The 26,572-nt window shown below is 61.8% G+C and carries 19 protein-coding genes; 7 read left to right on the top strand and 12 right to left on the bottom strand.

What is annotated here, in order from left to right; all coding sequences use genetic code 11:
* Window positions 1-70 precede the first annotated feature (70 nt).
* From IGS58_RS26585 to IGS58_RS26575, 3 genes are all read left to right on the top strand, one after another.
* Window positions 71-1,522: an alkaline phosphatase gene (locus IGS58_RS26585; protein WP_442908382.1), complete on the top strand. Its 1,452-nt coding sequence runs from the start codon at window positions 71-73 to the stop codon at window positions 1,520-1,522.
* A gap of 68 nt (window positions 1,523-1,590) precedes the next feature.
* Entirely contained in the window at window positions 1,591-2,976 is a 1,386-nt protein-coding gene (locus IGS58_RS26580) for an alkaline phosphatase (RefSeq protein ID WP_442908384.1), read from the top strand.
* A 74-nt stretch (window positions 2,977-3,050) separates the two neighbouring features.
* Complete coding sequence (locus IGS58_RS26575) at window positions 3,051-3,776, top strand: hypothetical protein (RefSeq protein ID WP_230523104.1); 726 nt, start codon at window positions 3,051-3,053, stop codon at window positions 3,774-3,776.
* A gap of 62 nt (window positions 3,777-3,838) precedes the next feature.
* On the opposite strand, the gene IGS58_RS26570 is transcribed toward IGS58_RS26575, so the two are convergent.
* The 3 genes from IGS58_RS26570 to dprA form a co-directional block, all read right to left on the bottom strand.
* The gene (locus IGS58_RS26570; protein ID WP_034784739.1) at window positions 3,839-6,505 is read right to left on the bottom strand and encodes a DNA topoisomerase III; all 2,667 of its coding nucleotides are present in this window, start codon (window positions 6,503-6,505) and stop codon (window positions 3,839-3,841) included.
* A gap of 283 nt (window positions 6,506-6,788) precedes the next feature.
* Window positions 6,789-7,253 carry a DUF494 family protein gene (locus tag IGS58_RS26565; protein WP_034749287.1) on the bottom strand — a complete coding sequence of 155 codons (465 nt, stop codon included), beginning with the start codon at window positions 7,251-7,253 and terminating at the stop codon, window positions 6,789-6,791.
* A gap of 94 nt (window positions 7,254-7,347) precedes the next feature.
* Window positions 7,348-8,451 (bottom strand): DNA-processing protein DprA, encoded by a 1,104-nt coding sequence (gene dprA / locus IGS58_RS26560; protein ID WP_230523103.1) that lies wholly within the window; start codon window positions 8,449-8,451, stop codon window positions 7,348-7,350.
* A 304-nt stretch (window positions 8,452-8,755) separates the two neighbouring features.
* Between dprA and def the strand changes: the two genes are divergently transcribed.
* Complete coding sequence (gene def / locus IGS58_RS26555) at window positions 8,756-9,298, top strand: peptide deformylase (protein ID WP_034784735.1); 543 nt, start codon at window positions 8,756-8,758, stop codon at window positions 9,296-9,298.
* A 97-nt stretch (window positions 9,299-9,395) separates the two neighbouring features.
* Window positions 9,396-10,352 carry a methionyl-tRNA formyltransferase gene (gene fmt / locus IGS58_RS26550; RefSeq protein WP_070278290.1) on the top strand — a complete coding sequence of 319 codons (957 nt, stop codon included), beginning with the start codon at window positions 9,396-9,398 and terminating at the stop codon, window positions 10,350-10,352.
* Between the two features lie 87 nt (window positions 10,353-10,439).
* On the opposite strand, the gene IGS58_RS26545 is transcribed toward fmt, so the two are convergent.
* The gene (locus IGS58_RS26545; RefSeq protein ID WP_115057409.1) at window positions 10,440-12,917 is read right to left on the bottom strand and encodes an IPT/TIG domain-containing protein; all 2,478 of its coding nucleotides are present in this window, start codon (window positions 12,915-12,917) and stop codon (window positions 10,440-10,442) included.
* Between the two features lie 642 nt (window positions 12,918-13,559).
* Here IGS58_RS26545 and metH point away from each other — a divergent pair.
* Window positions 13,560-17,354, top strand: a complete 3,795-nt coding sequence (gene metH, locus IGS58_RS26540) for a methionine synthase (RefSeq protein WP_174718091.1) — start codon at window positions 13,560-13,562, stop codon at window positions 17,352-17,354.
* A gap of 112 nt (window positions 17,355-17,466) precedes the next feature.
* Window positions 17,467-17,838, top strand: coding sequence for an SPW repeat protein (locus tag IGS58_RS26535; protein ID WP_070253839.1), 372 nt, complete (start codon window positions 17,467-17,469; stop codon window positions 17,836-17,838).
* A 157-nt stretch (window positions 17,839-17,995) separates the two neighbouring features.
* Here the strand turns inward: IGS58_RS26535 and IGS58_RS26530 are convergent, their stop codons facing one another.
* The 8 genes from IGS58_RS26530 to rsmB form a co-directional block, all read right to left on the bottom strand.
* Window positions 17,996-19,276 carry an EAL and HDOD domain-containing protein gene (locus tag IGS58_RS26530; protein ID WP_034784728.1) on the bottom strand — a complete coding sequence of 427 codons (1,281 nt, stop codon included), beginning with the start codon at window positions 19,274-19,276 and terminating at the stop codon, window positions 17,996-17,998.
* A gap of 137 nt (window positions 19,277-19,413) precedes the next feature.
* Window positions 19,414-20,193, bottom strand: coding sequence for a class II glutamine amidotransferase (locus IGS58_RS26525; RefSeq protein WP_230523102.1), 780 nt, complete (start codon window positions 20,191-20,193; stop codon window positions 19,414-19,416).
* A 77-nt stretch (window positions 20,194-20,270) separates the two neighbouring features.
* Window positions 20,271-20,528 (bottom strand): BTH_I0359 family protein, encoded by a 258-nt coding sequence (locus IGS58_RS26520; RefSeq protein WP_070253841.1) that lies wholly within the window; start codon window positions 20,526-20,528, stop codon window positions 20,271-20,273.
* Window positions 20,529-20,680: 152 nt separating this feature from the next.
* Window positions 20,681-21,082, bottom strand: a complete 402-nt coding sequence (locus IGS58_RS26515; protein ID WP_052140360.1) for a hypothetical protein — start codon at window positions 21,080-21,082, stop codon at window positions 20,681-20,683.
* A complete protein-coding gene (locus tag IGS58_RS26510; RefSeq protein ID WP_034784724.1) occupies window positions 21,079-21,798 on the bottom strand; it encodes a response regulator in 720 nt (239 codons plus the stop codon). The genes IGS58_RS26515 and IGS58_RS26510 overlap by 4 nt, the downstream gene beginning before the upstream one ends.
* Before the next feature lie 98 nt (window positions 21,799-21,896).
* Window positions 21,897-24,194, bottom strand: coding sequence for a sensor histidine kinase (locus IGS58_RS26505; RefSeq protein WP_070253843.1), 2,298 nt, complete (start codon window positions 24,192-24,194; stop codon window positions 21,897-21,899).
* Window positions 24,194-24,700, bottom strand: coding sequence for a DUF4390 domain-containing protein (locus tag IGS58_RS26500; protein WP_225317180.1), 507 nt, complete (start codon window positions 24,698-24,700; stop codon window positions 24,194-24,196). Before IGS58_RS26500 ends, IGS58_RS26505 begins: the two co-directional genes overlap by 1 nt.
* A gap of 97 nt (window positions 24,701-24,797) precedes the next feature.
* On the bottom strand, window positions 24,798-26,219 hold the full coding sequence (gene rsmB, locus IGS58_RS26495; protein ID WP_034784714.1) for a 16S rRNA (cytosine(967)-C(5))-methyltransferase RsmB: 1,422 nt from the start codon (window positions 26,217-26,219) through the stop codon (window positions 24,798-24,800).
* Window positions 26,220-26,572 lie beyond the last annotated feature (353 nt).

Genomic DNA, 26,572 nt, shown 5'->3' with positions numbered 1-26,572 from the left:
ACAGCGTCATGAGGGCGTCACATTGGATTGTTATCTTGCTAGCTCTTTCAAACCTAGCCGGATGAACCACATGACACGCAGAAAAATTTCCGTCGCTGGCTGCAGCGTCGCCATCACCCTGATGCTGGCCGCCTGCGGCAGCGACGCCAAAAAAGAAGAGGTAGTGGCTGAAGCACCGCCGAAAAACGTCATCTTCTTCCTCGGCGACGGCATGGGCCTGACCACCATGACGGCCGCGCGCATCTATTCGGTGGGCGAAGAGGGTGCGCTGACCATGGACACCCTGCCGGAAACAGCCTTCGTCAAGACGTTCTCGAACGATGCGCAAGTGACGGACAGCGCGCCATCGATGGCCGCCTACATGACGGGCGTCAAGATGAACAATGAAGTCATCTCGATGTCGGCCAACACGGTCGCCATCGATCCGGGCACGGATGCGAACGGCAACAAGCTGGTCAACAAATGCGGCACCGGCAACGGCACGCCCGCCACCACCCTGCTGGAACTGGCCAAGGCCAAGGGCTTTGCCGCCGGCGTCGTCAGCACGGCGCGCGTGACGCACGCCACGCCGGCGGCGACCTATTCGCACATCTGCCACCGCGACCTGGAAAACGATATCGCCGCGGCCCTGGTGCCTGGCGGCACGGGCTACAACAGCGCGCTGGGCACTGCCGGCCTGGACGTGGTCCTCGGTGGCGGCGCGCAATTCTTCAAGCCGTTCAAGGATGGCGGCAAGCGTTCCGACGGACGCGACCTGCTCGCCGAACTGAAAGCGAAGAGCTACACGGTCGCCAACACGGGCGCCGACTTCAAGGCCGTCGATGCGGCCAAGACGGAGCGCCTGTTCGGCGTGTTCACGTCCAGCCACATGAGCTACGACCTGGACCGCGATGCCGCCAAGGAACCGAGCCTGGCGGAAATGACCACCAAGGCCATGGATGTATTGGCCAAGAACAAGAAGGGTTATTTCCTGATGGTCGAAGGCGGCCGCATCGACCATGCGCTGCACGAAACCACAGCCAAGAAAGCGCTGCAAGATACCGTCGCATTCGATAACGCCATCAAGGCGGCCATCAACAAAGCCAAGCTCACCGACCCGACCCTGGCCAATACCCTGATCGTCGTCACGGCCGACCATGACCACACCCTGGTGCTGAACGGCTACGCCAAGCGCACGGGCAAGACGGCTGCCGGCAACCCTGGCGTGCTGGGCGTGGTGAAGAACTACGTGACCGGCGCGGTCGAGAAAGACCTCGATGGCGCACCGTATTCGATCATCGGCTTCGGCAATGGCGAAAACCGCACCCAGTCGAGCCGCGCCGCCATGGCCAGCCTCGATGAAACCGTCACCAGCGCCAATAATTACCACCAGGAAGCTGTGATCCGCACCACGGCGGGCAATGAAACCCATGGCGGCACCGACGTCTTCCTGGGCGCCATCGGCAAAGGTTCGGAAACCTTCCTCGGCACCATCGACAACACCAAAGTATTCGGCCTGGTCAAGACCGCCGGCGGTCTGTAATCCCCAAGAGACAAGAACTGGACAAGCACATGAAACTTGCATCGAAACCCGCCGCACTGAAATCGGCCCTGAAATTCTCCTTGCTGACCACGCTCGTGGCCGCCAGCGTTGCCAGCGCCTACGCCGCCGACGCCAAGAACGTCATCTTCTTCCTCGGCGACGGCATGGGCCCGTCCGTCGTGACGGCGGCGCGCATCTACCAGTACAAGGAAGACGGCAGCCTGACGATGGACACGCTGGAACGCACGGCGCGCATCAAGACGTTCTCGAACGATGCGCAAACGACGGACAGCGCGCCATCAATGGCCGCCTACATGACCGGCGTCAAGATGAACAATGAAGTCATCTCGATGGCGCAGGACACGATCGCCAAGGAACCCAGCCGCGATGCCAACGGCAACCTGGGCGTGGACAATTGCCCGGCCGGCGGCAAGAGCGCGCCGACCATCCTGGAACTGGCGAAAGCCAAGGGCAAGGCCGTGGGCGCCATCACCACCACGGAACTGACGCACGCCACGCCGGCGACGACTTTCTCGCACATCTGCAACCGCAATGCGCAATACGCGATCGCCGCGCAAACGGCGCCGGGCGGCGCGGGCTACAACGCGGCCCTGGGCGATGGCGTCGACGTGCTGATGGGTGGCGGCCGCAACCACTTTACGCCTTGGTCGGCAAGCAACAAGTATGGCCGCGCCGATGGCCGCAACCTGTTGACGGAATTTGCCGCCAAGGGCTACACCGTGGCCGCGACGAAAGCGGAAATGGCGGCAGCGCCGAGCGGCAAGAAATTCATCGGCCTGTACAGCACCCGCAGCCACCTGGAATATGAACTGGACCGCACGGCCACGCCGCCGCTGGGCGAAGGCGCGACCCAGCCTAGCCTGTCGGAAATGACGCTGAAAGCCATCGACTTGCTGTCGAAGAACGCCAACGGCTACTTCCTGATGGTCGAAGGCGGCCGCATCGACCACGCCTTGCACGGCATCAACGCCAAGCGCGCGCTGACGGACACCATCGCCTTCGACGACGCCATCAAGGCAGCCATCGGCAAGATCCGGGAAACCGATCCGAAACTGGAAAATACCCTGATCGTCGTCACGGCCGACCATGACCACACCCTGGCCTTCAACGGCTACGGCAAGCGCGGCAACCCTATCCTCGACATCAACCGCGGCTACAAGGATAACCAGCCGAGCAAGGATGCGGACGGCAATACCTACACCACCCTGGTGTTCGGCAACGGCCCGAACCGCCCTGCCCTGCGCAGCAACGTCGACAGCGCCACGGCCCTGAAAGACAACTACCTGCAGGAAACAGGCGTGCGCCTGGCCAGCGAAACCCACGGCGGCGGCGACGTCAAGCTGCTGGCCACGGGCGCCGGCTCCAAGACCTTCAAGGGCACCCTGGACAACACCAAGGTGTTTGACTTGCTGAAGGCGGCCTTCGGCTTCTGATCCACATCAACACGGCAACCCCACCGGGGCGGATGGCGTATGCCCTCCGCCCCTCTGCACGTAAAGGCAACACCATGAAATCGTCCCTGATCGCCATCCTCCTCGCCGCCGGCTTTGCCGCCAGCGCGCAAGCCGCTCCTGCCACGCCGTCCGCTCCTGCCGACCTGGACCTGGGCATCACCTATTACAGCCGCGTCCTGACGCCAGAAGGCGTGACGCGCGAGAGCCGCTACGAAGAAAAGATGCTGCGCCGTCCCGGCCACGTGTGGGTCGAGCGCGTGCTGGCGCCGTCAACGGACACGCATGCAGGCCACAAGCACGGCGACAACACCAAAGTGGCGCTGAAGGCCACGCAGCATGAACACAAGCACTTCAATCCCGTGCTGATACCGCGCCATGTGATGCTGGAAAAGAACACCGTGCGCGTGGAATACATCGATGCGCATGACAAGGTGGTGGTGGCGATCCCGAAGGCGGAATACGAAAACGTCAATTTCGACGGCTCCTGGGAAAACAGTTTCTATCTGCTGGACCCGAAACTGGTGGCCGCCATGCCGCTGTCGAAACAGGCATCGAACGTGGCGGGCGCGCGCTGGCGCGAAGTGGAAAAAAATGGCGTGTTCCAGCGCATCCTGTGGGATGAACAAAAGCAGATTCCCCTGATCATCGAAAGCGGCGACCGCGCGAATACCTTCTATCGCCGGGTTGACGTCAAGCTGCAGCCGACCGTCAGCAAGGCGCAGCCGTGGGCGAATTTGCAGAACTACGCGCAGCGCGAGTATTCCGACTACCTGGACTAATCTATCCTCGGGACGTAAAAAAAGCCAGGGACATCCCTGGCTTTTGTTTGGCTGGCGCCGGATTACTCCGCCGCTGCCGCCTTCTTCGCCGGCGCCTTCTTGGCGGCCGGCTTTTTCACGGCCGTGGCTTTCTTGGCCGGCGCCTTTTTGACGGCTGCCGCTTTCTTGACGGCCGTCTTCTTCGCTGGCGCCGCGCCTTCTTCGCCTTCGGCTTCGACGGCTGCCGCCTTGGTCTTCGCGCCCGGCTTGGCCTTGCGCTCTTCAAACTCGAAGCTCACCTTGCCATCCTTGCCACGCACGAGGAAGGCCTTGAATGGACGGCGGGTACGCTGCGAAACAAAGCCCGGCAGCAAGTCCGTCTTGCCATCGTTGAGCAGTTTTGCCATTTGTTCCGGCAAGATTTCCTGCTGCAAGATGATGCGGCCGCTGCGGAAGTCGCACGTCTTCGGCTTGGCTACGCTGTGTTCGCACACATAGGCCAGGCCCATTTCGTACACGCCGGCGTTGCACTTGGGGCACGGCCCCACAGGCGTCTGGCCCGTGAAATCGACGCCTTCGCCATCTTCGCTCTCGTCGTTCTGGCCGAAATCGAATTCCAGCTTGAAATTCTTGATCTCTTCATCACGCACGATGCGCAGGATGGCGGCGAAAGGACGGCCCATCTTCGAGCGGAAGCCTTGCAGCGGGCCGATGGTGCGGTCCTTCAGCAATTGCTCCACTTCGGCGATTTCAAACTGGCGCGAACCCGGCGTCTTGCTCATCGAGAATTCGCACTTGGTGCAGGCGAAACGGCGGTAGTTTTCCTTTACCACGCCGCTGCAATTCGGGCACGGCGTTTCCAGGGTCGCGTAGTCGCCGGGAATCGTGTCGTTATCGTATTCCTTGGCGCGCTTGACGATGATTTGCGTCATCTGCGCGATTTCGCGCATGAATTCTTCGCGCGAAATCTTGCCTTTTTCCATCTGCGACAGCTTGTATTCCCACTCGCCCGTCAGCTCCGGCGCCGTCAATTCGTTGACGCCCAGGCCCTTGAGCAAGGTCATCAGCTGCGACGCCTTGGCCGTCGGAATCAGTTCGCGGCCTTCACGGATCAGATAGCGTTCCGTCAGCAAGCCCTCGATGGTGGCCGCGCGCGTGGCTGGCGTGCCGAGGCCCTTGCCAGCCATCGCATCGCGCAGCTCGTCGTCGTCGATCAGCTTGCCGGCGCCTTCCATGGCCGACAGCAACGTTGCCTCGGTGAAGCGCGCAGGCGGCTTGGTGACCAGGCCGTTGGCGTTGACGCTTTCCGTCTGTACTTTCTCGCCCTTGGCGACCGGCACCAGATTGCCGTTGCCATTGCTTTCCTTGTCCGCGTCCGTCGATGCTTCCTTGCCGTAGATGGCCAGCCAGCCCGGATTGGTCATGACCTTGCCTTCAGTCTTAAACTGATGGCCGGACACTTCCGTGTAGCGCGTGGTGACCTGGAATTCCGCAGGCGGGAAGAACACGGCCATGAAGCGGCGCGTGACCAGGTCGTACAGCTTCTGTTCCGGCTCGGACAAGTTCTTTGGCGCGATCGTCGTCGGGATGATCGCGAAGTGATCCGATATCTTGGTATTGTCGAAGATGCGCTTGTTCGGCTTGACCCAGCCCTTGTCGATGATCTGCTTGGCGAACTGGTGGTAGTTGCTGTTGTCCTTGACCGTTTCCAGCGCCTGCAGCACGGTCGGCATGTAGTCTTCCGGCAGGTGGCGCGAATCGGTACGCGGATACGTCAATACCTTGTGCTTTTCATACAGCGCCTGGGCCAGGCCCAGGGTGTTCTTGGCGGAGAAGCCGAAACGCGAGTTCGCTTCGCGCTGCAGACTGGTCAGGTCGAACAGGCCCGGCGCCATCGAGGTGGTCGGTTTCGACTCTTCCGTGACGATGCCTTGGCGGCCGCGGCAGGCGGTGGCGATCGAGTCGGCAGCCGTCTTGCTCCACAGGCGCTCGGCGCGCTTCTCGGGGTCGTTCTCGTCCTTCTTGAACTTCGTGTCGAGCCAGCGGCCTTCATAGATACCGGCCGCGCAGACGAATTCGGCGCGCACTTCCCAGAAGTCGCGCGGCACGAATTTCTTGATCTTGTCTTCGCGTTCGACGACGATCGACAGGGTCGGCGTCTGCACGCGGCCCACGGTGGTCAGATAGAAGCCGCCTTCTTTCGAATTAAACGCCGTCATGGCGCGCGTGCCATTGATACCGATCAACCAATCGGCTTCCGAACGGCAGCGGGCCGCATCGGCCAGCGGCAGCATTTCTTCGTCGCTGCGCAGGTGCGAGAAACCGTCGCGGATGGCGCCCGGCGTCATCGACTGCAGCCACAGGCGCTTGACCGGTTGCTTGGCTTTCGCGTTCTGCGCGATCAGGCGGAAAATCAGCTCGCCTTCGCGCCCCGCATCGCATGCGTTGATGAGGGTGGTGACGTCTTTGCGTTTGATCAGCTTGTTTAATACTTTGAGGCGCGCTTCCGTCTTGGCGATCGGGTTCAGCGCGAAATACGGTGGAATCATCGGCAAGTGCGCGAAACTCCATTTGCCGCGCTTCACGTCGAATTCTTCCGGTACGGCGATCTCCAGCAAGTGGCCGACCGCCGACGACAGGACGTATTCATCCGATTCAAAGTACTCATCGTGCTTGGTAAAGCCGCCAAGCGTCTTCGCGATATCGTTCGCGACAGAAGGCTTCTCGGCGATGATGAGGGTTTTTGTCATATTTTTTAGTCTCGAAAAATGCTCTAGGATAGTTTCAGCATGCGCATCATACAGTGCATTGCCAGGCGCCGACGCTTTTGTCTGCGCAAGGCCGTGTGACTTGTGGTCTTGTCAAGCGGCCAATGATAAGCGCCTATTGAAGAATTCGGCAAGTTATCTGCAAGCAAGAATGCGCAAGCGCAAACACAACAGGCTGGCGGGCGCGCTGGTGCAGCACATGGTAAAGGGGATGGCGCGGCAGCGGCGCCAGGGTCGGGCAGACAGCGAAGAATACGGCTATATATTAGTGCAATAAGCGCGGCGGGAGGTCTTCATCGTCGACGAACAAGTCGTCGAACATCAGGGCATCCGGTTCCTTGCCCTGGCTCCACAGCAGCATCAGCACGATGACTTTCAGCTTGCCCAGCGACACGGGTGCCTCGTCGAGCGCCAGCGCCCGTTCGATGACGATTTCGCGCTGCAGCGGCGAGAGTACCTTGGCGCTTTCCAGGAACTGGATGAAGCCGATGGCGGCCGTGCCCAGCACGTCGCTTTCCTGCTGTACATAGAAGCGCGTGCCCGTGGAACTGGCCGTCAGGGTTTGCTCGACGCCGGCCATGGCATTCAAATCCGTCAGCCAGACAAGCGCTTCGGAAATCTCCACGTCGTCGAAACCGACGGCCGACAGTTTGCGCGCCAGGACTGCCGGCTCGGGGCAGGCATCGGGGCGATAGTAAGTCTCGTAGAGGTACACCAGGATATCGAACATGGCTCTACTCTATCAGCTAAGTTCGCTGCGACACAAGGGTGCGCGCCGACAAAGCGCCGCCGTGCGGCAAGGCCGCCACACAAGTGACAAGCTGTCATTTACAGCGTTGAAACAGTCCTCCTGGCATGCGCTCCACCCGGCCCGCCAGCTCCAGCGCCAGCAATTCGCCCATCAGCGCGCCCATGGCCAGGCCGCTGCGCGCGGCCAGGGTATCGGCATCAAGGGGATCATGGCCCAGCGCGGCCAGCAGCGGCGGTTCGTCTTCCACCACGGCCGGCGCGCCGGGGATGCCGCCCAGCCACTGCAGCTCTTGCAGCACGTCATCGGCCGACTCGACCAGCTTGGCGCCCTGCTTGATGAGCGCATGGCAACCCTTGGCCAGGGTGGCATGGATGGAACCGGGCAAGGCATACACATCGCGCCCCTGCTCGCCGGCCAGGCGGGCCGTGATCAGGGAGCCCGATTGCGCGGCCGCCTCGACCACCAGCACGCCGCGCGCCAGGCCGCTGATCAGGCGGTTGCGGCGCGGAAAGTTACCTGGCATTGCGGGCAGCCCCAGTGCATACTCGCTGACGATGCAACCCTGTTCGGCAATTCTTTGCGCCAGATCAAGGTTACGTCGCGGATACACCAGATCGGCGCCCGTGCCGATCACGGCGACGGTTGCCCCCGCGCCGCGCAAGCCGCCCTCGTGCGCGTGCGTGTCGATGCCCAGCGCCAGCCCGGAAATGATGGTCAAGCCTGCCGTGCTGAGGGCTTGCGCAAAGGCGGCCGCATTCTGCATGCCTTGCGCGCTGGCATTGCGGCTGCCGATGATGGCCACGCCGGGACGCGACAGCAATTCCGCCCGCCCCCGTACATATAACAAGAGCGGCGGATCGGCGATTTCCAGCAGCAGGGGCGGATACGCGGCATCGGCCAGGGTCAGCACGGCATTGCCGGGGCCTTGCAGCCACTGCAGAGTAAGCTCGAGCTGGCTGTTGGCCACCGGCCTGGGCGGCTGCACGATGGCGCGCGCCACGCTGGCCGGCACCACGTCGCGCAAGGCCTCGAATGACGCGCTGAAGATGGCCGGCGGCAAGCCGAAGCTGACCAGCAAGGCACGCGCCGCCACCGGCCCCACGCCGGGCAGATGCTGCAGGCGCAACCAGCCCGCCAGTTCCGTGGCCGCGTCTGCCGTCGTGGCAATTGCATGCATGACAACCTCGCTGTGTGCTGTGCCATCCCATGCTAGCGCCATGGCGCGCACGCGATACCGACGCGCGCAACAATGCGCGCAATGGCCGGGCAAAACGGCCCGTCATCCACAGGAGCATGGGCGTCTGTGATAAAATTTCCCTTTGCAGCAGACGAATAGCGCACTGGCAAACGCATCTGCCGCGCCGTTGTGCCATACGCGCCCAACCGTAGCGTACTCAAATAAAATAGCCCTGCCATCGTTCGCATGGCCCAGGCATGAATAATCCGGCGCACCGGCGCCCACCTTAACCAGTCGAATCCGTATGTCCATATTAAATATCCTGCGTTACCCCGATCCTCGCCTGCACACGATCGCCAAGCCCGTCACCGAATTTGACGCGCGCCTGCAAACCCTGATCGACGACATGGCCGAAACCATGTACGACGCCCCGGGCGTCGGCCTGGCCGCGTCGCAAGTGGACGAGCATATCCAGATGATGGTGATCGACATCACCGAAGAGAAAAACCAGCTGCAAGTGTTCATCAACCCGGAAATCACCTGGGCCAGCGAAGAAAAGCAGGTCTACGATGAAGGCTGCCTGTCCGTGCCTGGCGTCTACGATGGCGTCGAGCGCCCGGCCCGCATCAAGGTGCGCGCCCTGGACCGCCACGGCAAACAGTTCGAACTGGAAGCCGATGGCTTGCTGGCCGTCTGCATCCAGCATGAGATGGATCACTTGCTGGGCAAGGTATTCGTCGAATACCTGTCGCCGCTCAAGCGCAACCGCATCAAGACCAAGATGATCAAGGAAATCCGTGGTCTCGAGCGCGAAGCGAGCCTGCGCGCTCAGAACCGCCGCTTCTAAGCCACTGCTGATAGACTAAGCCGCAACAGAAGTCGTCACACCACGCCAGCCTGGCGCATTTGGGCGCGGGCCTGTACACCTCACGTCAAGGAACCATATGAAAGTGATCTTCGCAGGCACGCCTGAATTTGCCGCCACGGCCCTGAAAGACTTGCACGAAGCGGGATTCGAAATTCCGCTGGTGCTGACCCAGCCCGACCGCCCTGCCGGACGCGGCATGCAACTGCACGCATCGGCCGTCAAGCAATATGCGCAGCAACATGGCATCGAGGTGCTGCAACCCTTGTCGCTGCGCATGGACAGCAAGGACCCGCAGCGCGCCGCCGAGGCGAAGGCAGCCCACGCGCGCCTGCTGGCCACCGACTACGACGTGATGGTGGTGGCGGCCTACGGCTTGATCTTGCCGCGCAGCACGCTCGACATCAAACCCTGCATCAATATCCACGGTTCATTGCTGCCGCGCTGGCGCGGCGCGGCGCCCATCCACCGCGCCATCGAAGCGGGCGACGATGAAACGGGCGTGACCATCATGCAGATGGAAGAAGGCCTCGATACGGGCCCCATGCTGGCCATCGAGCGCACGCCCATCGAAGCGGGCGATTCCACCGCCACCCTGCACGACAAGTTGGCCACCCTGGGCGGCAAGATGATTGTCGAAACCCTGCGCAAGATGCAGCAGCAGCCGCTGGAAGCCGTGCCGCAGCCGGAAGCGGGCGTCACCTACGCGGCAAAGATCGCCAAGGAAGAAGCGGCGCTCGATTTCAGCCTGCCGGCACTGGAACTGGGCCTGAAAATCCGCGCCTTCAATCCGTTTCCCGGCGCCTGCGGCCAGGTCGATGGCACCACCATCAAGATCTGGGCCGCCGACGTGCTCGAAGCGGATAGCAAGGAAGCGCCCGGCCAGGTGCTGGCAGCCGACGCCCAGCACGGCATCGTCGTGGCCTGCGGCAATGGCTCGCTGCGCCTGACGGAACTGCAAAAACCGGGCGGCAAGCGCCTGCCCGCGGCCGAATTCATCAAGGGCTTCCCTCTCGAAGGCAAACGCTTCGCCTGACTTCACCGGGTTGCACCGCGCCATCATGCCGATGGCCATAAAAAAAGGCTTGCCGCGGCAAGCCTTTTTTGTATCCAGCCACAGCGCTTAGCGGCGCTGCACCTTCATCAGGCGTGCGCCCACGGACGACGACAGGCTGACTTCAAAACGGCCACCGGCCGGCACGGCGCTCACGTCGACATTGGCTTTGCCACCCGTCAAGTCACTGGCAACCACCGTCTTGCGGCCATCGGCAGCCACGTGCATGACGGCGGCATACGGTTCCGCCTCGGCATTCCAAACCAGCACCAATTGGCCGCCGCTTTGCGTCGCATCAAAGGTGGCATCGTTGGCGGCAGCCTTGCTGCGGCGCGCCGGGCGTTCCAGCTTGGCCAAAGCCTTGCCATTTGCCAGCACTTGCACATCGCTGATTTCGCCCGGATTGGCGAAGCTGACGCGGAAGTGGCTCATAGCGTTGCCGCCATGGTCGGCCACGGAGACGCCATCGAAGGGCAAGTCGATAGTCTGTCCGGACGCCGTCAACACGCGCAAGGTATAAGCATGGCCGCTGCCGCTGGCAGCGGCGCCGATGCGCGCCGACGAGGCAACGGCTGGGCGCAAGGCCACGCCGGCTGGCGTGATGCGGCCGGAAATGGTCAGATAGCCGTTCTCGGCCACGGACATGCTGGCGGCCAGCACATTGCTGCCCGTCCCCTGCGTGCTGCGTTTTTCCAGGAATTGCTGCACCCGCGCATAGCTGTAGTCGGAGAACCAGGCGCCGCTGCAATAGCTCATCACGTCTTTCATCGGCGTGCTGCCATAGACTGCCTTGCTCAGCTGGCCGATGCTGCCCGCATAGTTGCTGTTATACAGGGGTTGCGGTCCCAGATTGCCATCCGCATACGGGTAGTCGGCAGCGGCGCCGGCCGGGCCGCCGCAGGCAACGTGCTGCAGCGAGTGGTTGTGGCCCAGTTCGTGCACGAGCGTGGTCAGCCATTCAGGCCATTGATTGCCGAATGGATCGACCGATGCGATGCTGTTGAAGCGGGCATCCAGGCCGATGGCCGACGTGAAGTCGCTGCCGCTGCTGCGCTGGTTGATGTAGGCCAGGCCGGCGGCGCGGGTGGAGGACATTCTCGGCACGAAACCATAGTAATAGGCACCGCTGTCTTCCAGCGCGCGCTTGTTTTCCAGCTTGCCCAGGGTATCGCTCCACCAGCTGTCGGCCGTGCTGCTGCCTGGCATGCTCAGCGCGGCGCGCGTGGTGATGCTGATATTTTCCGTCGCATACGGATACACGCGCAACAGCGCAGCGCGGATCACCTCGGCGTCCGGCAGTTGCGCCACGCCATCGTCGGTGCTCAAGGGGACGAGTACCAAACGGATTCTGGCCAGGCTGGCCACCATGGGTGCCGCTTCCTGGCTCACTTGCACGCCGTCATTGCCGACGGCCGTCACGCGCACGCGCACGCCGGGCAAGATCCAGCCGGAGGGCAGGACGGCACTGAAATTGCCATTGAAACTGTCATCGTTCGTCGTCGTCGGCAAGAGCGCCGGCCCCGTCATCGCGATGCTGCCCAGATTGCTGCCATTGGCGGCGGTCGCATTCAAGGTCACGGCCGGGCTGGCCTGGCCCGCCTGCGTGGCCAGCACGGACACGCGCACGGCGGCCGGCTTGCCGCGCGTCAGACGCAAAGCCGTATTGCTGGCGTTCAAATTCAGTACTTGCGCGAAATCAATGCTGCCCAAGGTAAAGGCCGACACCGTGCCCGCATTTACGGCGATGCGCGAAGCGGCCGACAACATCACATTGCCGGTTGCCGAGGCTGGCGCGGACAGCAGCAGCTGGCTGGCGCTGGCGCTGACGATGACGGCCGGCGTATTGCCCACCGAAGCCGAGCTGACCTGGTCGAGATTGCTGCCCTGCACCGTCACCGACAAGGTCGCGCCGTTGACGGCCGACGTGATCGACGTCACTGCCACGCTGGCCAGGACCGTGTACGCGTCGCTGCTGATCACATCGTTGTAGGGACCGCGCACCGTCAGCGCGCCTGTCGCTGCACCCGCAGGCACCACCACTGTCACGCTGCTGGCCGTCTGGCTTTGCGGCGTTGCCGCCGCGCCATTGCCAAACTGTACCGCTGTCACGGCCCCCATGCCGCCGCCCGTGATCGTCACGCTGGAGCCGACACCGCCCGTCGCCGGCGCGACGCTGCCCACGCTCAGCGGCAGGTACACATTGACGTTATAGCTGGTGGCCGCCGTACCGCTGGCGCTGACCAGGCTCAAGGCACCCGTGACGGGCACGCCAGGCATGGCCAGGGTCACGCTGGTCTCGCTGGCGGCACTGGTGGCAACGGTCACGCCGCCCACCTGGAAGGCCGTCACGCGGCCCAGATTTGTGCCCGTGACCACCAGGCTGCCGCCCACGGCAACATTCGCCGCCGAGACGGCCGTCACGGCAGGAGTCAGGACGGGCGTGCCCGAGGTGGTCGCCACCACCGTGTCGCCACCACCGCCACCACCGCCACCGCAGGCGGACAGGCCCAGCACGACAAACAATGCTACGAGCAGATGGTTTTTCATGGCTGGCAACCATGTTTGTGCAGCGCGATGCCGGGGAGGACACGAGATAAATGTGACATATTGGTGACTTTTGGTGAGAATTTAATTTCTAAGAACCAATATTATGGGTTAATTCGATTCCCAAAGACAACTATTAATGCTTTTGATTCAATTGGTTTTGATAATAGTTAAAATATCTGCTTGGCAAACTTTATTCTGAGCATTATTTCCCTCACTCTGTATTGCCTTAAATCAAAATTAATTTCCTTTGCAGCTATTGCCATTCAATTCATTAAAAATATGCTGAGGCAGCACAAATAATGTGGAAATTTTTCCACAGCCTAGAGGGCGGTATTTTTCTGCCAACTTTGGCGGAAGAATTAACGTTTTGAGTAAGATTTTCAGGAATGTAATTTTCAACAACAGGCGTGGCAGGAGGCGATGTGTTGCAAGAAGGCCAGCCGTGGGGCGAACGGCCGCTTTTGCTTAAAACCAAAGCAGCCTGATGCCGTATAATTTTAGACCCGGTGAAATCAGGCGATTGCCACCTTCTGCCTGCCCTACCCGGCCGGCACTCTCCGTCAGCTGATCCTGCTGGCCCGCATCCGCCTCGTACCAATCTTGTCGCCGCGCCGCCGCCCGTTTGCCTATTGAAAGCATGAAATGAACGATACCGTGATCCCCGCCATGTCCCCGACCGAAGCCACCTTGCGCGCCATTCTGGCGCAGCGGATCATGATCCTCGACGGCGCCATGGGCACGATCATCCAGCAGTACAAGCTCGACGAAGAAGCGTATCGCGGCGGCCCCGCCGGCCGCTTCATCGATTTCGCCGCGCCGGCCGACAGTGGCGCGCGCGAACTGTTCGTCAAGGGCAACAATGAGCTGCTGACCCTGACGCAGCCGCACATCATCCAGGAAATCCACGAGCGCTACCTGGCGGCCGGCGCCGACCTGATCGAAACGAATACCTTCGGCGCCACGACCATCGCGCAAGACGATTACCACATGGCCCACCTGGCCTATGAAATGAACGTGCAGGCAGCCAAGCTGGCGCGCGCCGCCTGCGACAAGTATTCCACCCCGGACAAGCCGCGCTTCGTCGCCGGCGCCCTCGGTCCCACGCCGAAGACGGCATCGATCTCGCCCGACGTCAACGACCCGGCAGCGCGCAACGTCACCTTCGACCAGCTGGTGGCCGCCTACCTGCAGCAGACGCAGGGCCTGGTGGAAGGCGGCGCCGACGTGCTGCTGGTGGAAACCATCTTCGATACCCTGAACTGCAAGGCGGCCCTGTTCGCCATCGACCTGTTCTACGAGCAAAACCCGGATGTCGTGCGCCTGCCGCTGATGATTTCCGGCACCGTCACGGACGCCTCGGGCCGCATCTTGTCGGGCCAGACCGTGCCCGCCTTCTGGAATTCCGTGCGCCACGCAAAACCGCTGACCATCGGCCTGAACTGCGCGCTGGGCGCCGCCCTGATGCGCCCGTACGCGGAAGAGCTGGCCAAGATCGCCGACACCTTCGTGTGCATCTACCCGAATGCGGGCTTGCCCAACCCCATGAGCGACACGGGCTTTGACGAGTTGCCAGCAGACACGTCCGCCCTGCTGCGCGAATTTGCCGACGCGGGCTTTTTGAACATGGCGGGCGGCTGCTGCGGCACCACGCCCGAGCACATCGCCGCCATCGGCGAATTGCTGTCGAAAAACACGCCGCGCACCGTGCCCGCCCCATCGCACGACTTGCGCCTGGCGGGCCTGGAGCCGTTCGTCGTCAATGACGAGTCGCTGTTCGTCAACGTGGGCGAGCGCACCAACGTCACGGGTTCCAAGGCGTTTGCGCGCATGATTCTCAACGAGCAATACGACGAAGCGCTGTCCGTGGCGCGCCAGCAAGTGGAAAACGGCGCGCAGGTGATCGACATCAACATGGATGAAGCCATGCTCGATTCGCTGGCCGCCATGACGCGCTTTTTGAACCTGATCGCCTCGGAACCCGATATTTCGCGCGTACCCATCATGGTCGACTCGTCGAAGTGGTCCGTCATCGAGGCGGGCCTGAAATGCGTGCAAGGCAAGGCCATCGTCAACTCGATTTCCATGAAGGAAGGCGAAGAGGAATTCCTGCGCCAGGCAAAACTGTGCCGCCGCTATGGCGCGGCCGTCATCGTCATGGCCTTCGATGAAAAAGGGCAAGCCGATACCTTCGAGCGCAAGATCGAGATTTGCGCCCGCGCATACCATTTATTGATCGATGCGCTCGACTTCCCGCCGGAAGACATCATTTTCGATCCGAACATCTTTGCCGTCGCCACCGGCATCGAAGAGCACAACAACTACGCCGTCGACTTCATCAACGCCACGCGCTGGATCAAGGAAAACTTGCCGTACGCGAAGATCTCGGGCGGCGTGTCGAACGTGTCCTTCAGTTTCCGCGGCAACGATCCAGCCCGCGAAGCCATCCACACCGTCTTCCTGTACCACGCCATCAAGGCCGGCATGACCATGGGCATCGTCAACGCCGGCATGGTGGGCGTGTATGACAACCTGGACCCGGAATTGCGCGAGCGCGTGGAAGACGTGGTGCTGAACCGCCGCGAAGACTCGACCGAGCGCATGATCGAATTTGCCGGCACCCTGAAGGCGGGCGGCAAGGCCGAGGCGCAAACCCTGGCCTGGCGCGAAGGCACCGTACAGGCGCGCCTGTCGCACGCGCTGGTGCACGGCATCACGCAATTCATCGTGGAAGACACGGAAGAGGCGCGCCAGGAATTGCTGCACAATGGCGGGCGCCCCATCCATGTGATCGAGGGCCCCTTGATGGCCGGCATGGACGTGGTCGGCGACCTGTTTGGCCAGGGTAAAATGTTCCTGCCGCAAGTGGTGAAATCGGCGCGCGTGATGAAACAGGCCGTGGCCCATCTGATCCCGTTTATCGAGGAAGAAAAGCTGCTGGAAGAAAAGCGCACGGGCATCGTCGCCAAGCCGAAAGGCAAGATCATCATGGCGACCGTGAAAGGCGACGTGCATGACATCGGCAAGAATATCGTCACCGTCGTTCTGCAGTGCAATAACTTCGAAGTGGTCAACATGGGCGTGATGGTGCCGTGCTCGGAAATCCTCGCGCGCGCCAAGGTGGAAAACGCGGACATCATTGGTCTCTCGGGCCTGATCACGCCATCCTTGGAAGAAATGGCGTATGTCGCCAAGGAAATGCAGCGCGACGAACACTTCCGCATGCTGAAGATCCCCCTGCTGATCGGCGGCGCCACCACCAGCCGTGCCCACACGGCCGTAAAAATCGCGCACAACTACGAAGGCCCCGTCATCTACGTGCCGGATGCCTCGCGTTCCGTATCCGTGGCGCAATCTTTACTGACGCCGGAGCAGCGCGACAAATACGTGGAAGATATCGAAATCGATTACGCGCGCATCCGCGAGCAGCACGCCAACAAGAAGGCCCTGCCCATCCTGCCGCTGGCGCAGGCGCGCGCCAACAGGATGGTCGTGCCGTTCGACGGCCCCTGCACGCCCGTGAAACCGAAGTTCATCGGCCGCCGCGTGTTCAAGAATGTCGACCTGGCCACGCTGGCCAACTATATCGACTGGGGCCCGTTCTTCCAGACCTGGGACCTGGCAGGTCCCTTCCCCGCCATTTTGACGGATGAAGTGGTGGGCGACGCGGCCACCAAGGTGTACGCGGAAGGCCAGGCCTTGCTGAAAAAACTCATCGACGGGCGCTGGCTGACGGCCAATGGCGTCGTGTCCTTGCTGCCGGCCAACAGCGTCAATGACGACGATATCGAGGTGTACACGGACGATACGCGCAGTACCGTGGCGTTCACCTATTACGGCATGCGCCAGCAAGGCGTCAAACCCGTGGTCGACGGCGTGCAGCGTCCGAATCAGTGCCTGGCCGACTTCATTGCTCCGAAAGCATCGGGCGTGAAGGATTACATCGGCATGTTCGCCGTCACGTCCGGCCTGGGCATTGAAAAGTACGAAAAACGCTTCGAGGATGCGCACGACGATTACTCGTCCATCATGCTCAAATCCCTGGCCGACCGCCTTGCCGAGGCGTTTGCCGAATACCTGCACGAGCGCGTGCGCAAGGATTTGTGGGGCTATGTACCGGATGAACACCTGGGCAACGACGACATGATCGCCGAAAAGTATGTCGGCATCCGCCCCGCGCCCGGCTACCCGGCTTGCCCGGAGCACACGGTCAAGAAACAGATGTTCGAGGTCATGCAGGCCGAGGAAATCGGCATGCAGCTGACGGAATCGTATGCCATGTTCCCCGGCGCGGCCGTCTCCGGCTTCTATTTTGCCCACCCGGAGTCGAAATACTTCGTCGTCGGCAAGATCGGCATGGACCAGGTGGAAGACATGGCCAAGCGCCGCAACGTCAACATCGAGGACGTGGAACGCTGGCTGGCACCCAATCTGTCATAATATATGCACAAGGCGCGCGGAACTTATCGCGCGCCGAAGCGCACTAACGCAGTATGCCGGCTGGCATGCTGCATGCCCGCTCCGGCCCGTTCCCAACCGGCAAGGAGGATATATGGCAACCAATTTCAAACTGAAACGCTGGCAGGATCAAGTGATCCTGTTGCTGGGTCTATGGCTGGTCGTCTCGCCCTGGGCCTTTTCCTATCCCGAAGGTTCACCGCAGATGATCAACGCCTTTGTCTCGGGACTGGTGATCGCCGTACTGGCCGCCTTCGACCTGTACAAGACCTATTTCTGGGCCGTCGTCGTCAACCTGCTGGTCGGCGTCTGGGTAGCGGCCTCGCCATGGGTACTGCGGCTGGCCGATCAGCCCGTCGTCATGTGGAACGAGTTGCTCGTCGGTATCGCCGTTGTCGTGCTGGCCCTGTGGGAACTGCGCACCGACCCCGAGCTGCACAAGCACTGGCCCGGCGCCGCTGCGTAGCGGCGCAAAAAAGCCCTGCCACGGCGACGCCGTGCAGGGCTCTTTTAGATAAATGGGGTAGGTCGGATTAGGCCGCAGGCCGTAATCCGACATCACTACGATCAGCGTCAACAATGTAGTCGGATGACGCGTGGCCTGGCGGCCGCGCTAATCCGACCTACAGCGCGTAGCGGACTACGTTATCGCTCCATTCGTAGGCGGCCATTTCCAGCTCCACCAGGTCGTCCGGCGACATGGCCAGGTCGCGCAAGGTTGGCACGATTTCGCCTTCCATGTCTTCGATGCGCTCGATGCATTCGGCCAAGCGCAGCAGGTCGCCGTAGAAGCCCTCGCGCGACAGCAGCGCTTCGGCCACTTCGTCGATGACTTCGATCTGGCTGAGGATTTCCGACATCGGCACGCCGAACAGGGTATCCATCAGGGACATGATGCCGACCGTAAAGGCGATATCGGCCGAATGGGCGTGGTTCGGGCGCAGTTTATGCGCCAGCAATTCCAGCAGGCGGCCGCGCGTGGTGGCCAGCATCAGCAGCGGCGTCATGCTATGGCCGCGCTTGCTTGGTTCCGCGTACAGCATGATTTGCAGCCAGCGCTGCAATTGGCGGCGGCCCAGCACGGTCACGGCCTGGCTCAGCGAATCGATGCGCTGGCGCGCGCCCACGGCCGGCGTATTAACCAGGCGCAGCAGGTTCAGGGCCAGCGACACGTCGCGCTTGATGGCGCGCTCGATATCCATGTTGTCGGCGTCCGATGTAACCAAGGTCATCAGTTCCATGACGGCCAGTTGCGACGGCGACAGCTTCTTGCCCGTCATGATGGCCGGCTTGGCAAAGTAATAGCCCTGGAAGTAATCGAAGCCCAGATCCAGGCCCGACTTGAATTCTTCGCGCGTCTCGACCTTTTCCGCCACCAGTTTCTTGTTTTCCTGCTTGAAACGGGGCGCCAGCGCTGCCAGCACTTTCGGGTCGACCGTGCTCATGTCCATCTTGACGTACTGCACCAGTGGCAGCAGTTCCTGCACTTGCGACGTATCGGATACGACGTTTTCCAGCGCGAAGGTGAAGCCATGGCCCACCAGTTCGCTGATGCGCGCGCGCACTTCCGGCGTGACGGGCATCGATTCGACGATTTCCAGCACGACTTTTTCACGCGGCAGAAACACGAAGATGTCGCTCATGATCACGTCGGCATCGACGTTGACGAAACCGAGCGCGTCGCCGATGACCTTTTCCATGCCCAGCTGGGAAGCGTGAGCGATGACGGATGCCGTGGCGGACAGGTCGCTGGTAATGTTGGCGGGACCGACCGGAGCGTTGCGGAAAAGCAACTCATAGCCAAACAAGGCTTGATTGCGGTCAAGGATAGGTTGTCGCCCCAGATAGAACTCGCGCACGCGCAAGGGTTTCGGGGTGATGTCGTTGCTGGAAATATCGATCATTAACTCTTCATCAATCACGTCGAGTGACACCGGCCGCGCCGCGCCCGCATCAAGGTTCACTATTGACAATACTTTAGCTGAATTCCGCCCGCGCTGTGGGTATTTTGGCAGCAATCCAGTTTATTGTCGTCAACAAATTAGGGCGCAGGGGTTTCTTGCACCATCCCGTCGACAAATAATTTCAATTCACCCGGCGCAAACGCCGTCCATTGCTCATTCGTCGTCAGCGGCTGGGTAACGATCACGGCCACTCTGTCCTGGGGGGTCGTCACCTGGGAAAAGTCCACGCTCAGGTCTTCATCGGAGAGTTTAGCAGTTGGAAACGGATGTTGTCGCACCAGATAGTGCAAGCTGGTCGAGCAATGGGCAAACAGCGCCTCGCCGCTCGACAGCATCATGTTGAAGGTGCCGTGGGCGGCGATGCCAGGCAACAACTCCACCAGGGCGGCATGCAGTTGCGGCAACGCCGGCGGGGCATCGCCAAAGCGCGCATGCAACTCCTGCAGCAGATAGCAGAAAGCCAGTTCGCTGTCCGTGCAGCCGACGGGGCGGTAACTGCCCGTCAGCACGGGATGGAAATCCTTCAAATCGCCATTGTGGGCAAAGACCCAGTAGCGGCCCCACAGTTCGCGCACGAAGGGGTGGCAGTTTTCCAGCGCCACCTGGCCTTGCGTGGCCTTGCGGATATGCGCGATGACATTGCGCGACTTGATGGGGTAGCGTTTGATCAGTTCGGCCACGGGCGAGGCGATGGCCGCCTGGTGGTCGACGAAATGGCGCACGCCGGCGCCCTCGAAAAAGGCGATGCCCCAGCCATCATGGTGGGTATCGGTATGGCCGCCACGCATGGCGAAGCCGGTAAAACTAAAGACAATGTCCGTAGGGACATTGCAATTCATTCCAAGAAGTTGGCACATGGTCTGTTTGCAGCGGGATAACACGGCCACCATACCACGCCGCCTGGCGGATTGGTATGGCGGCGATAGCCATCACCCTAATGCAACAGCACGGGCTGGCTCATGAGGGAATCATAGCTGCCCAAAAATTCATCGATCTCTTCCATGCTGGGTTCGCTGGCGATCAGCTCCGTCACGTCGCGGCGGAAGTTTTGCGCAAGGATGCCGGCGATAAACGTTTCCCGCTTGCCCCCCTTGTCGACGATTTCATAGCCGCCAAAGCGCAAGGCTTCCAGGTTGCCATCGACGCCGAATTCCACGACGCTATATTGTTCGCTGTTATAGATCAGGTTCATTTTGCATCCTTCGCTCAAGCAGGAGAAGCTCCTGCGGTGTCAGAACAGAGGTGGGGTTACACGGTGCCATTTCAAGCGGCCATGCCACCCTGCGGGCTACAGAGTTGTAACGAGATGCAAACTGCGCTTGCGGTAAGTCGATCAGGAAATCGTCAGGAAACCACCATGTCTGCTTGCAGCGCCAGCAGGGCATCGTAGGGACTGGCAGTGAGCCAGGTGCGCAATTGTTCGATGTGCGAGGCGTCGGCCAGGCTGATGAACAAGCGCGCGGGTGGATGGCGCAGCAGACGATTCAATGTTACACGCAATACGAGATTGCCGCTGCAGCACAGGCAACCAGGCGCGATGCGCAACAGTTGCAATGGAAATGATGGGGATGGAGAAACTTGCTCGGCCAGGTCGGCCAGGATGCCGTTACCGTCAGCCAATCCTTCAAGGATCACGGCGGCCGGCTGGTCCGGCGGCAAGGCTTGCGCGATGGCCGCCTCGCGCCCGGCGGCGCGTCCACCGCTGACCAGGGTCAGCGGCGTCGGACGCCGCACGGCTGCCGTCACAGGCTTTTCTTGGCCAGCTTGCCCGGTTCGACGCCCAGCTGTTTCAGCTTGCGGTACAAATGGGTGCGTTCGAGGCCCGTTTTTTCCGCCACGCGGGTCATGCTGCCGCCTTCGCGCCCCAGGTGGTGTTCGAAATACATGCGCTCGAACGCGTCGCGCGCCTCGCGCAGGGGCAAGTCGAACGACAGGTTGTAGCCATGGCCTTCGGCCACCGCCGGTACGGCGATGCCCGGGCGTACCATCAGCTGTTGCGGCGCGCTGCCGCCAAAGCTGGGCACGGGATGGCTGCTTTCCTCGGCCACCACGGGTGCCACGGGACGCGGCGCCACGCTCGGCGCGCGCACGGTTTCCTGTGCCCGCGTCAAGCCTTGCTGGACCGCCTTCAGCAGTTTTTGCAGGGCAATCGGTTTCTCCAGGAAGTTCATGGCGCCGATGCGCGTCGCCTCGACCGCCGTATCGATGGTGGCATGGCCCGACATCATGATTACCGGCATGGTCAGCAAGCCGTCGCGCTGCCACTCCTTGAGCAGGGTGACGCCGTCGGTGTCGGGCATCCAGATATCCAGCAATACCAGATCCGGCGCACCGGCGGCACGCGCTTCGCGCGCCTGCTGCGCATTTTCGGCCAGCTGGATAGCATGTCCTTCGTCGCCCAAAATTTCCGAGAGCAACTCACGGATACCCATTTCATCATCCACTACGAGTATGTTTGCCATTCGTGTCTTGCCTTCCTCATTTCGCCGGCCGTCGCGCACAAGATGCACGCGGCGGACAACTATGATTTTATTAGTGTTTTAAATACTAAACCAGACCCTCACGCCAGGAATTCCTGGGCAGGAGTGTCGGGAGCTAACTTTAACAGCAAAATGACCACCGAAGCGCCATTGCCGTCGACCCGGTTCTCGATATCGATGCGTCCGCCGTGTTCATCGATAATTTTCTTGACCATCGCCAGGCCCAATCCCGTGCCGCGCGCCTTCGAGGTCACATACGGCTCGAAAGCCCGCGCCAGGATTTTTGGCGCGAAACCAGGGCCATTGTCGCTGATGGCCAGCCGCACGGCGATATTCACGCCGCCGTCCGCACTGCGATAATGAATTGCTTCCGTCCTTACGTCAATCCGCGGATGCGGCGAGTCCGGCGGCAAGTCGGTCATCGCGTCCTGCGCATTCTGCAGCAGGTTATGGATCACCTGGCGCAATTGGGTCGGATCGCCCATCACCATCGGCAGATTCGGCGCCAGCAGCGGGTGGATGATGTCGCCATCGTCGCCGCGCAGGTACAGGTTCAGTATCTCTTCGATCAGCTCGTTCAAGCGCAGCGGCGTGAGCACGGCCGGCGGCGTGCGCGCATAGTCGCGGAAGTCGTCGACCATGCGCTTCATCGCATCGACCTGCTTGACGATGGTGGTGGTGGCGCGGCTGAGCAGGTCGGCGTCCGGCTGCTCCAGCTTGCCTTCGAGCTTCATCTGCAGGCGCTCGGCCGACAGCTGGATCGGCGTGAGCGGATTCTTGATTTCATGCGCCAGGCGGCGCGCCACTTCGCCCCAGGCGATCGAGCGCTGCGCGGAAATCACGTCGGAAATATCATCGAACACGACGATGTAACCGCTGCCGGACTCCAGCGGCAGGCGCGAGCCCCGCGCCAGCAAAGTGATGTCATGCTCGTCGGCACTGCTGCCCAGGCGTCGGGGAATCTCGATCTGGCGCTGCCAGTGCAGGCGCTGCTGGTTGCGGCCCGATGCCGATTGCGCGCTTTGCGCCGTGAAGGCGCTGATGATGGCGCCGCCAAATTCTTCCATTCCAGCAATATGCGCCAGCGGCTGGCCCACCATGCTCATGCCCGAATGCTGCAGGATGCGTTCGACCGACTCGTTGCAGGTCACCAGCTTGAAATCGCCGTCGAGCACCATCACGCCGGCCGACATGTTCGCCAGCACCGATTCCAGGTGGGCCTTGGCGTTTTGCAGGGCGGCGCGGTTGCTTTCCACGGCCGTGCGCGCATCGAGCAGCTGGCGCGTCATGATGTTGAACGACTGCGTCAGGGTACCCAGTTCATCCTTGGTGGCGACGATGGGGCGCGGCGACAGGTCGCCCTCGGCTACGGCGCGCGTGCCTTCGGCCAGCAGCAGCAGGGGCTGGGCCAGGTTGCCCGCGATCAGGAAAGCGCTGCCGATGGCGCCAAAGATGGCCAGCAGCAAGGTCAAGGTGAGGATTTCCATGTACATCTTGCGCAGTCCCACGCGCGCGACGAAACGTTCCTTGTATTCGCTGTAGGCGGCGCGCAGCACTTCGCCATTCGTCGCCAGCTTGGGCGGTACCGATTGCAGCAATTGCAGGTAGCGGGGCGAGACGGAAGGCCCCGGCACGGCCACCAGCACGCGCAGGCGCAGGCTGGCCGCCGTTTCCACCGACGCCGGCAAGCCCGAGCGGAAACCGCCGCCGCCCGACTCCGTGCCATCGTCGTGCAGCTCCAGCCCGCCCTCGGCGGAGGCATAGCCGGCCGGCAAGGCCGCCTGCACCAGCATGGCCGGCGTCGGCAAGTCGGCTGCGCTATGCGGCCCGGCGCTGGCCAGCAGCACGCCGTCGCCGCTGACAAGCATGACATTTTGCATGCCCTCTTCGCGCAGCAGGCTGGTCAGCACGGCCGGGCCGGCCACCGGGTCGGCGCCCAGTTCTTCGACGGCCTTGCGGCCCCGGTGGTCGAGCTCGACCAGGGCCGCATCGAGACCGGCACGGCCCAGTTCAATCCCCGATTCCAGCGCCGCTTCGATCTTGACGTTGAACCAGGATTCGATGGAATGGGAGACGAATTGCACGGACACAAGGAAAATCACCAGGCCCGGCAGGATGCCGACGGCGGCGAACAGCATCACCAGGCGCGTCATCAGCTTGGAGCCGAACTTGCCGCTCTTGTAGCGCGCGTACAGGCGCGCCAGGGAAATGCCGACCAGCGCCAGCAGGGATACGGCCACGGCCGCGTTCAAGCCCAGCAGCCAGGTGTAGTAGCGGTCGAAAAAGCCGGAATTATCGGAAGCCGACGCCAGCAGGAACAGCAGGATACTGACGATTCCGCCGCCCACCACCAGCAGATAGCGCAATGCTTGACTCACTACTCCGCCGTATACAAGAAGGTTTTTTTATTCGAAGCCAGGCGCCAGTCGCTGTTATTGAAGGCATTGACCTGTATCGGCTTGGGCAGGTAGTCGCGGTCCATGCCCATGCGCAAGGTGACGTTATATGTCTGCCCCACTTTCAGCTCGCCGCGCCGCGCCACCAGCCAGCGGCTGGGACGGCGGATCAGGAACAGCGCATCGTCGAGGGTGGGGAAACTTTGCTGCAAGCCCACGCCCGACACGTGATACTGGCGCGTCAGCACGTTGTAGGACAGCTTGCTGGTCTGGCGCGCCACGATGGCTTTTTCATCGAACCAGTACCAGCGGGGCCGGGTCAGTTCGATTTCGGTCGTGAAATACAGCGGCACGCCATGCTGTACCGCATCATCGAGGTCGTGATTGAGCTCGAAGGAATACGTGGCGGCCAGCTTGTAGCCCTCTTCGCTCGACTCGATGTAGGCACGGGTGATCTCGACCATATCGGCGGCATGCGCGCGTGGCATGGTACACGCCAGCATCAGCAGCAGGGCCAGGAGTCGGAAGAGTCGTGTTGTCACAAGTGTGCCGGTGTAGTCCGTAGGATAAGTATCGACGAATCGCTCAAGCCGCATTTTTTTGGAATAGCGCATAGAACAAACCGTCGTGGTCCTGCTCCGCGCTGCCAGTCGGCAACAGCTGGCCAGGCGCTGTCAATCGGGTTGCATTATTGCGTACCGCAAATGCCGCCGCCTGTGCCTCGGACTCTTGCGGCCACAATGAACATGTCACGAACAGCAATTTACCATCGGGGCGCAGCATCTGCCACAGGTTGTCCAGAATTTTGGATGAAAGTGTTGCAAGTTGGAACGCATCGCCCTTGCGGCGCAACCAGCGGATATCAGGATGGCGGCGCACGATGCCCGAAGCCGTGCATGGCACGTCGGCCAGGATGCGGTCGAACTGCTGGCCGTCCCACCACGCGCTCGATTGCGCATCCTGCGCCTTCAAGGTGGCGTCCAGGCCCAGGCGCTCGAGGTTTTCCGCGATGCGCGGCAGGCGCTTGGCGTCCGCATCGATGGCAGTCACCTGCACGTCGGCCAGCTCAAGGATATGGCACGTCTTGCCGCCCGGCGCCGCGCAGGCGTCCAGCACGCGCATGCCATCCTGCAAATCCAGCAGCGGCGCGGCCAATTGCGCGCCAGCATCCTGCACGGAAACGACGCCCTGCTCGAAGCCGGGGATCAAGGCCACGCCGATCGGCTTGTCCAGGCGCACGGCGAACGGCCCCACCTGGCGCGCGGCAATGCCCGCCTCGGCCAGCACGGCCAGATACGCTTCGACCGTGCTCTTGCGGCGATTCACGCGCAAGGTCAATGGCGGCACGGCATTGCCGGCCGTCAGAATGGCTTGCCAGTCGCGCGGATAGGCCAGGCGCAGCGAGTCGATCCACCACTGCGGATAATTCCATTGCGCCAAAGGTTGCTGCAGGGCCGCTTCCAGCAAGGACTTGCGCTCGCGCAAGAAACGACGCAAGACGGCATTCACCATGCCCTTGGCATGCGCCAGGTCGGGGTGCGAGGTGGCGACCGTGACGGCCTGGTCGACCACCGTGAATTCTTCGTACGGCTGTTCGCCCGGCTCGGCGGACATCAGCGACAGCGCGCAGCACAGCAGGGCGGCCAGCATCGGCGGCTCGGGCGCCTTCGACGTCATCAGGCCGACCAGGGTTTCGCTGCGGCCTAGCTGGCGCATGGTACGGTAGGAAATATCCTGGATGGCGCCGCGCGCCTGCGGGCTGGCGTTCGATTGCGCAAACACCTTGGCCAGCGCCTGCGGCAGGGCCGTGCCCGTGCGCACTTGCGCCACGGCATTGGCCGCGCCGAGCAGGCAAAACGCCAGCGAATCGGCACGCAAATCGGGTTGGAAGCCTGGCTGCAAGACCGGTTTCAGGTCGGGATGGTAGCTGGGACGCAGTTTCGGTGCGGCAGGAGCCTGGCCTGGCGCCGGCTTGGTTTTCAATTTCAGCGTGGGGCGCTTGTTCATAGTTATCCGGTGTGGCTGCGCGCGGCGGGCTGCATGGTGGCAAAGTCGCGGCCGCGCGTCATCAATAAAGGGTCGATTGTAGCGTTTGTGGCGCCCTCTGACCCAAGCGATTGCAGCGATACATGTAAATTGCGGCAAAAAACTGCATATATACAAGCAGAATGTCCCATGCTGATGTTTTCGTGCACCAACATGGGCATGCTGTCCTGATAATATCGTGAAACACGCCGGCGCGGGGACACTGCCGGCTGGCGTATTGTTCCCGGCAGCAAACCAGTATAATTAACGCAGTCTGGGCGGCTTGGGTACTTGCCGTCCGTTTTGCTTTTTGATTCATTCTATTCATTCTTAAC

Source organism: Janthinobacterium sp. EB271-G4-7A, assembly GCF_020858075.1.
In the GTDB taxonomy this organism is placed as follows: Bacteria; Pseudomonadota; Gammaproteobacteria; order Burkholderiales; family Burkholderiaceae_D; genus Janthinobacterium; species Janthinobacterium lividum.
The sequence above is the reverse complement of the archived record's forward strand: the minus strand, read 5'-3'. Positions and strand labels throughout refer to the sequence as shown.

Coding starts and splice junctions, on each gene's coding strand:
- IGS58_RS26585 (WP_442908382.1), top strand. CDS start 71: ATGACACGCAGAAAAATTTCCGTCGCTGGCTGCAGCGTCGCCATCACC.
- IGS58_RS26575 (WP_230523104.1), top strand. CDS start 3,051: ATGAAATCGTCCCTGATCGCCATCCTCCTCGCCGCCGGCTTTGCCGCC.
- IGS58_RS26570 (WP_034784739.1), bottom strand. CDS start 6,505: ATGACAAAAACCCTCATCATCGCCGAGAAGCCTTCTGTCGCGAACGAT.
- IGS58_RS26565 (WP_034749287.1), bottom strand. CDS start 7,253: ATGTTCGATATCCTGGTGTACCTCTACGAGACTTACTATCGCCCCGAT.
- dprA (WP_230523103.1), bottom strand. CDS start 8,451: ATGCATGCAATTGCCACGACGGCAGACGCGGCCACGGAACTGGCGGGC.
- def (WP_034784735.1), top strand. CDS start 8,756: ATGTCCATATTAAATATCCTGCGTTACCCCGATCCTCGCCTGCACACG.
- fmt (WP_070278290.1), top strand. CDS start 9,396: ATGAAAGTGATCTTCGCAGGCACGCCTGAATTTGCCGCCACGGCCCTG.
- IGS58_RS26545 (WP_115057409.1), bottom strand. CDS start 12,917: ATGAAAAACCATCTGCTCGTAGCATTGTTTGTCGTGCTGGGCCTGTCC.
- metH (WP_174718091.1), top strand. CDS start 13,560: ATGAACGATACCGTGATCCCCGCCATGTCCCCGACCGAAGCCACCTTG.
- IGS58_RS26535 (WP_070253839.1), top strand. CDS start 17,467: ATGGCAACCAATTTCAAACTGAAACGCTGGCAGGATCAAGTGATCCTG.
- IGS58_RS26530 (WP_034784728.1), bottom strand. CDS start 19,276: ATGATCGATATTTCCAGCAACGACATCACCCCGAAACCCTTGCGCGTG.
- IGS58_RS26525 (WP_230523102.1), bottom strand. CDS start 20,193: ATGTGCCAACTTCTTGGAATGAATTGCAATGTCCCTACGGACATTGTC.
- IGS58_RS26520 (WP_070253841.1), bottom strand. CDS start 20,528: ATGAACCTGATCTATAACAGCGAACAATATAGCGTCGTGGAATTCGGC.
- IGS58_RS26510 (WP_034784724.1), bottom strand. CDS start 21,798: ATGGCAAACATACTCGTAGTGGATGATGAAATGGGTATCCGTGAGTTG.
- IGS58_RS26500 (WP_225317180.1), bottom strand. CDS start 24,700: ATGCCACGCGCGCATGCCGCCGATATGGTCGAGATCACCCGTGCCTAC.
- rsmB (WP_034784714.1), bottom strand. CDS start 26,219: ATGAACAAGCGCCCCACGCTGAAATTGAAAACCAAGCCGGCGCCAGGC.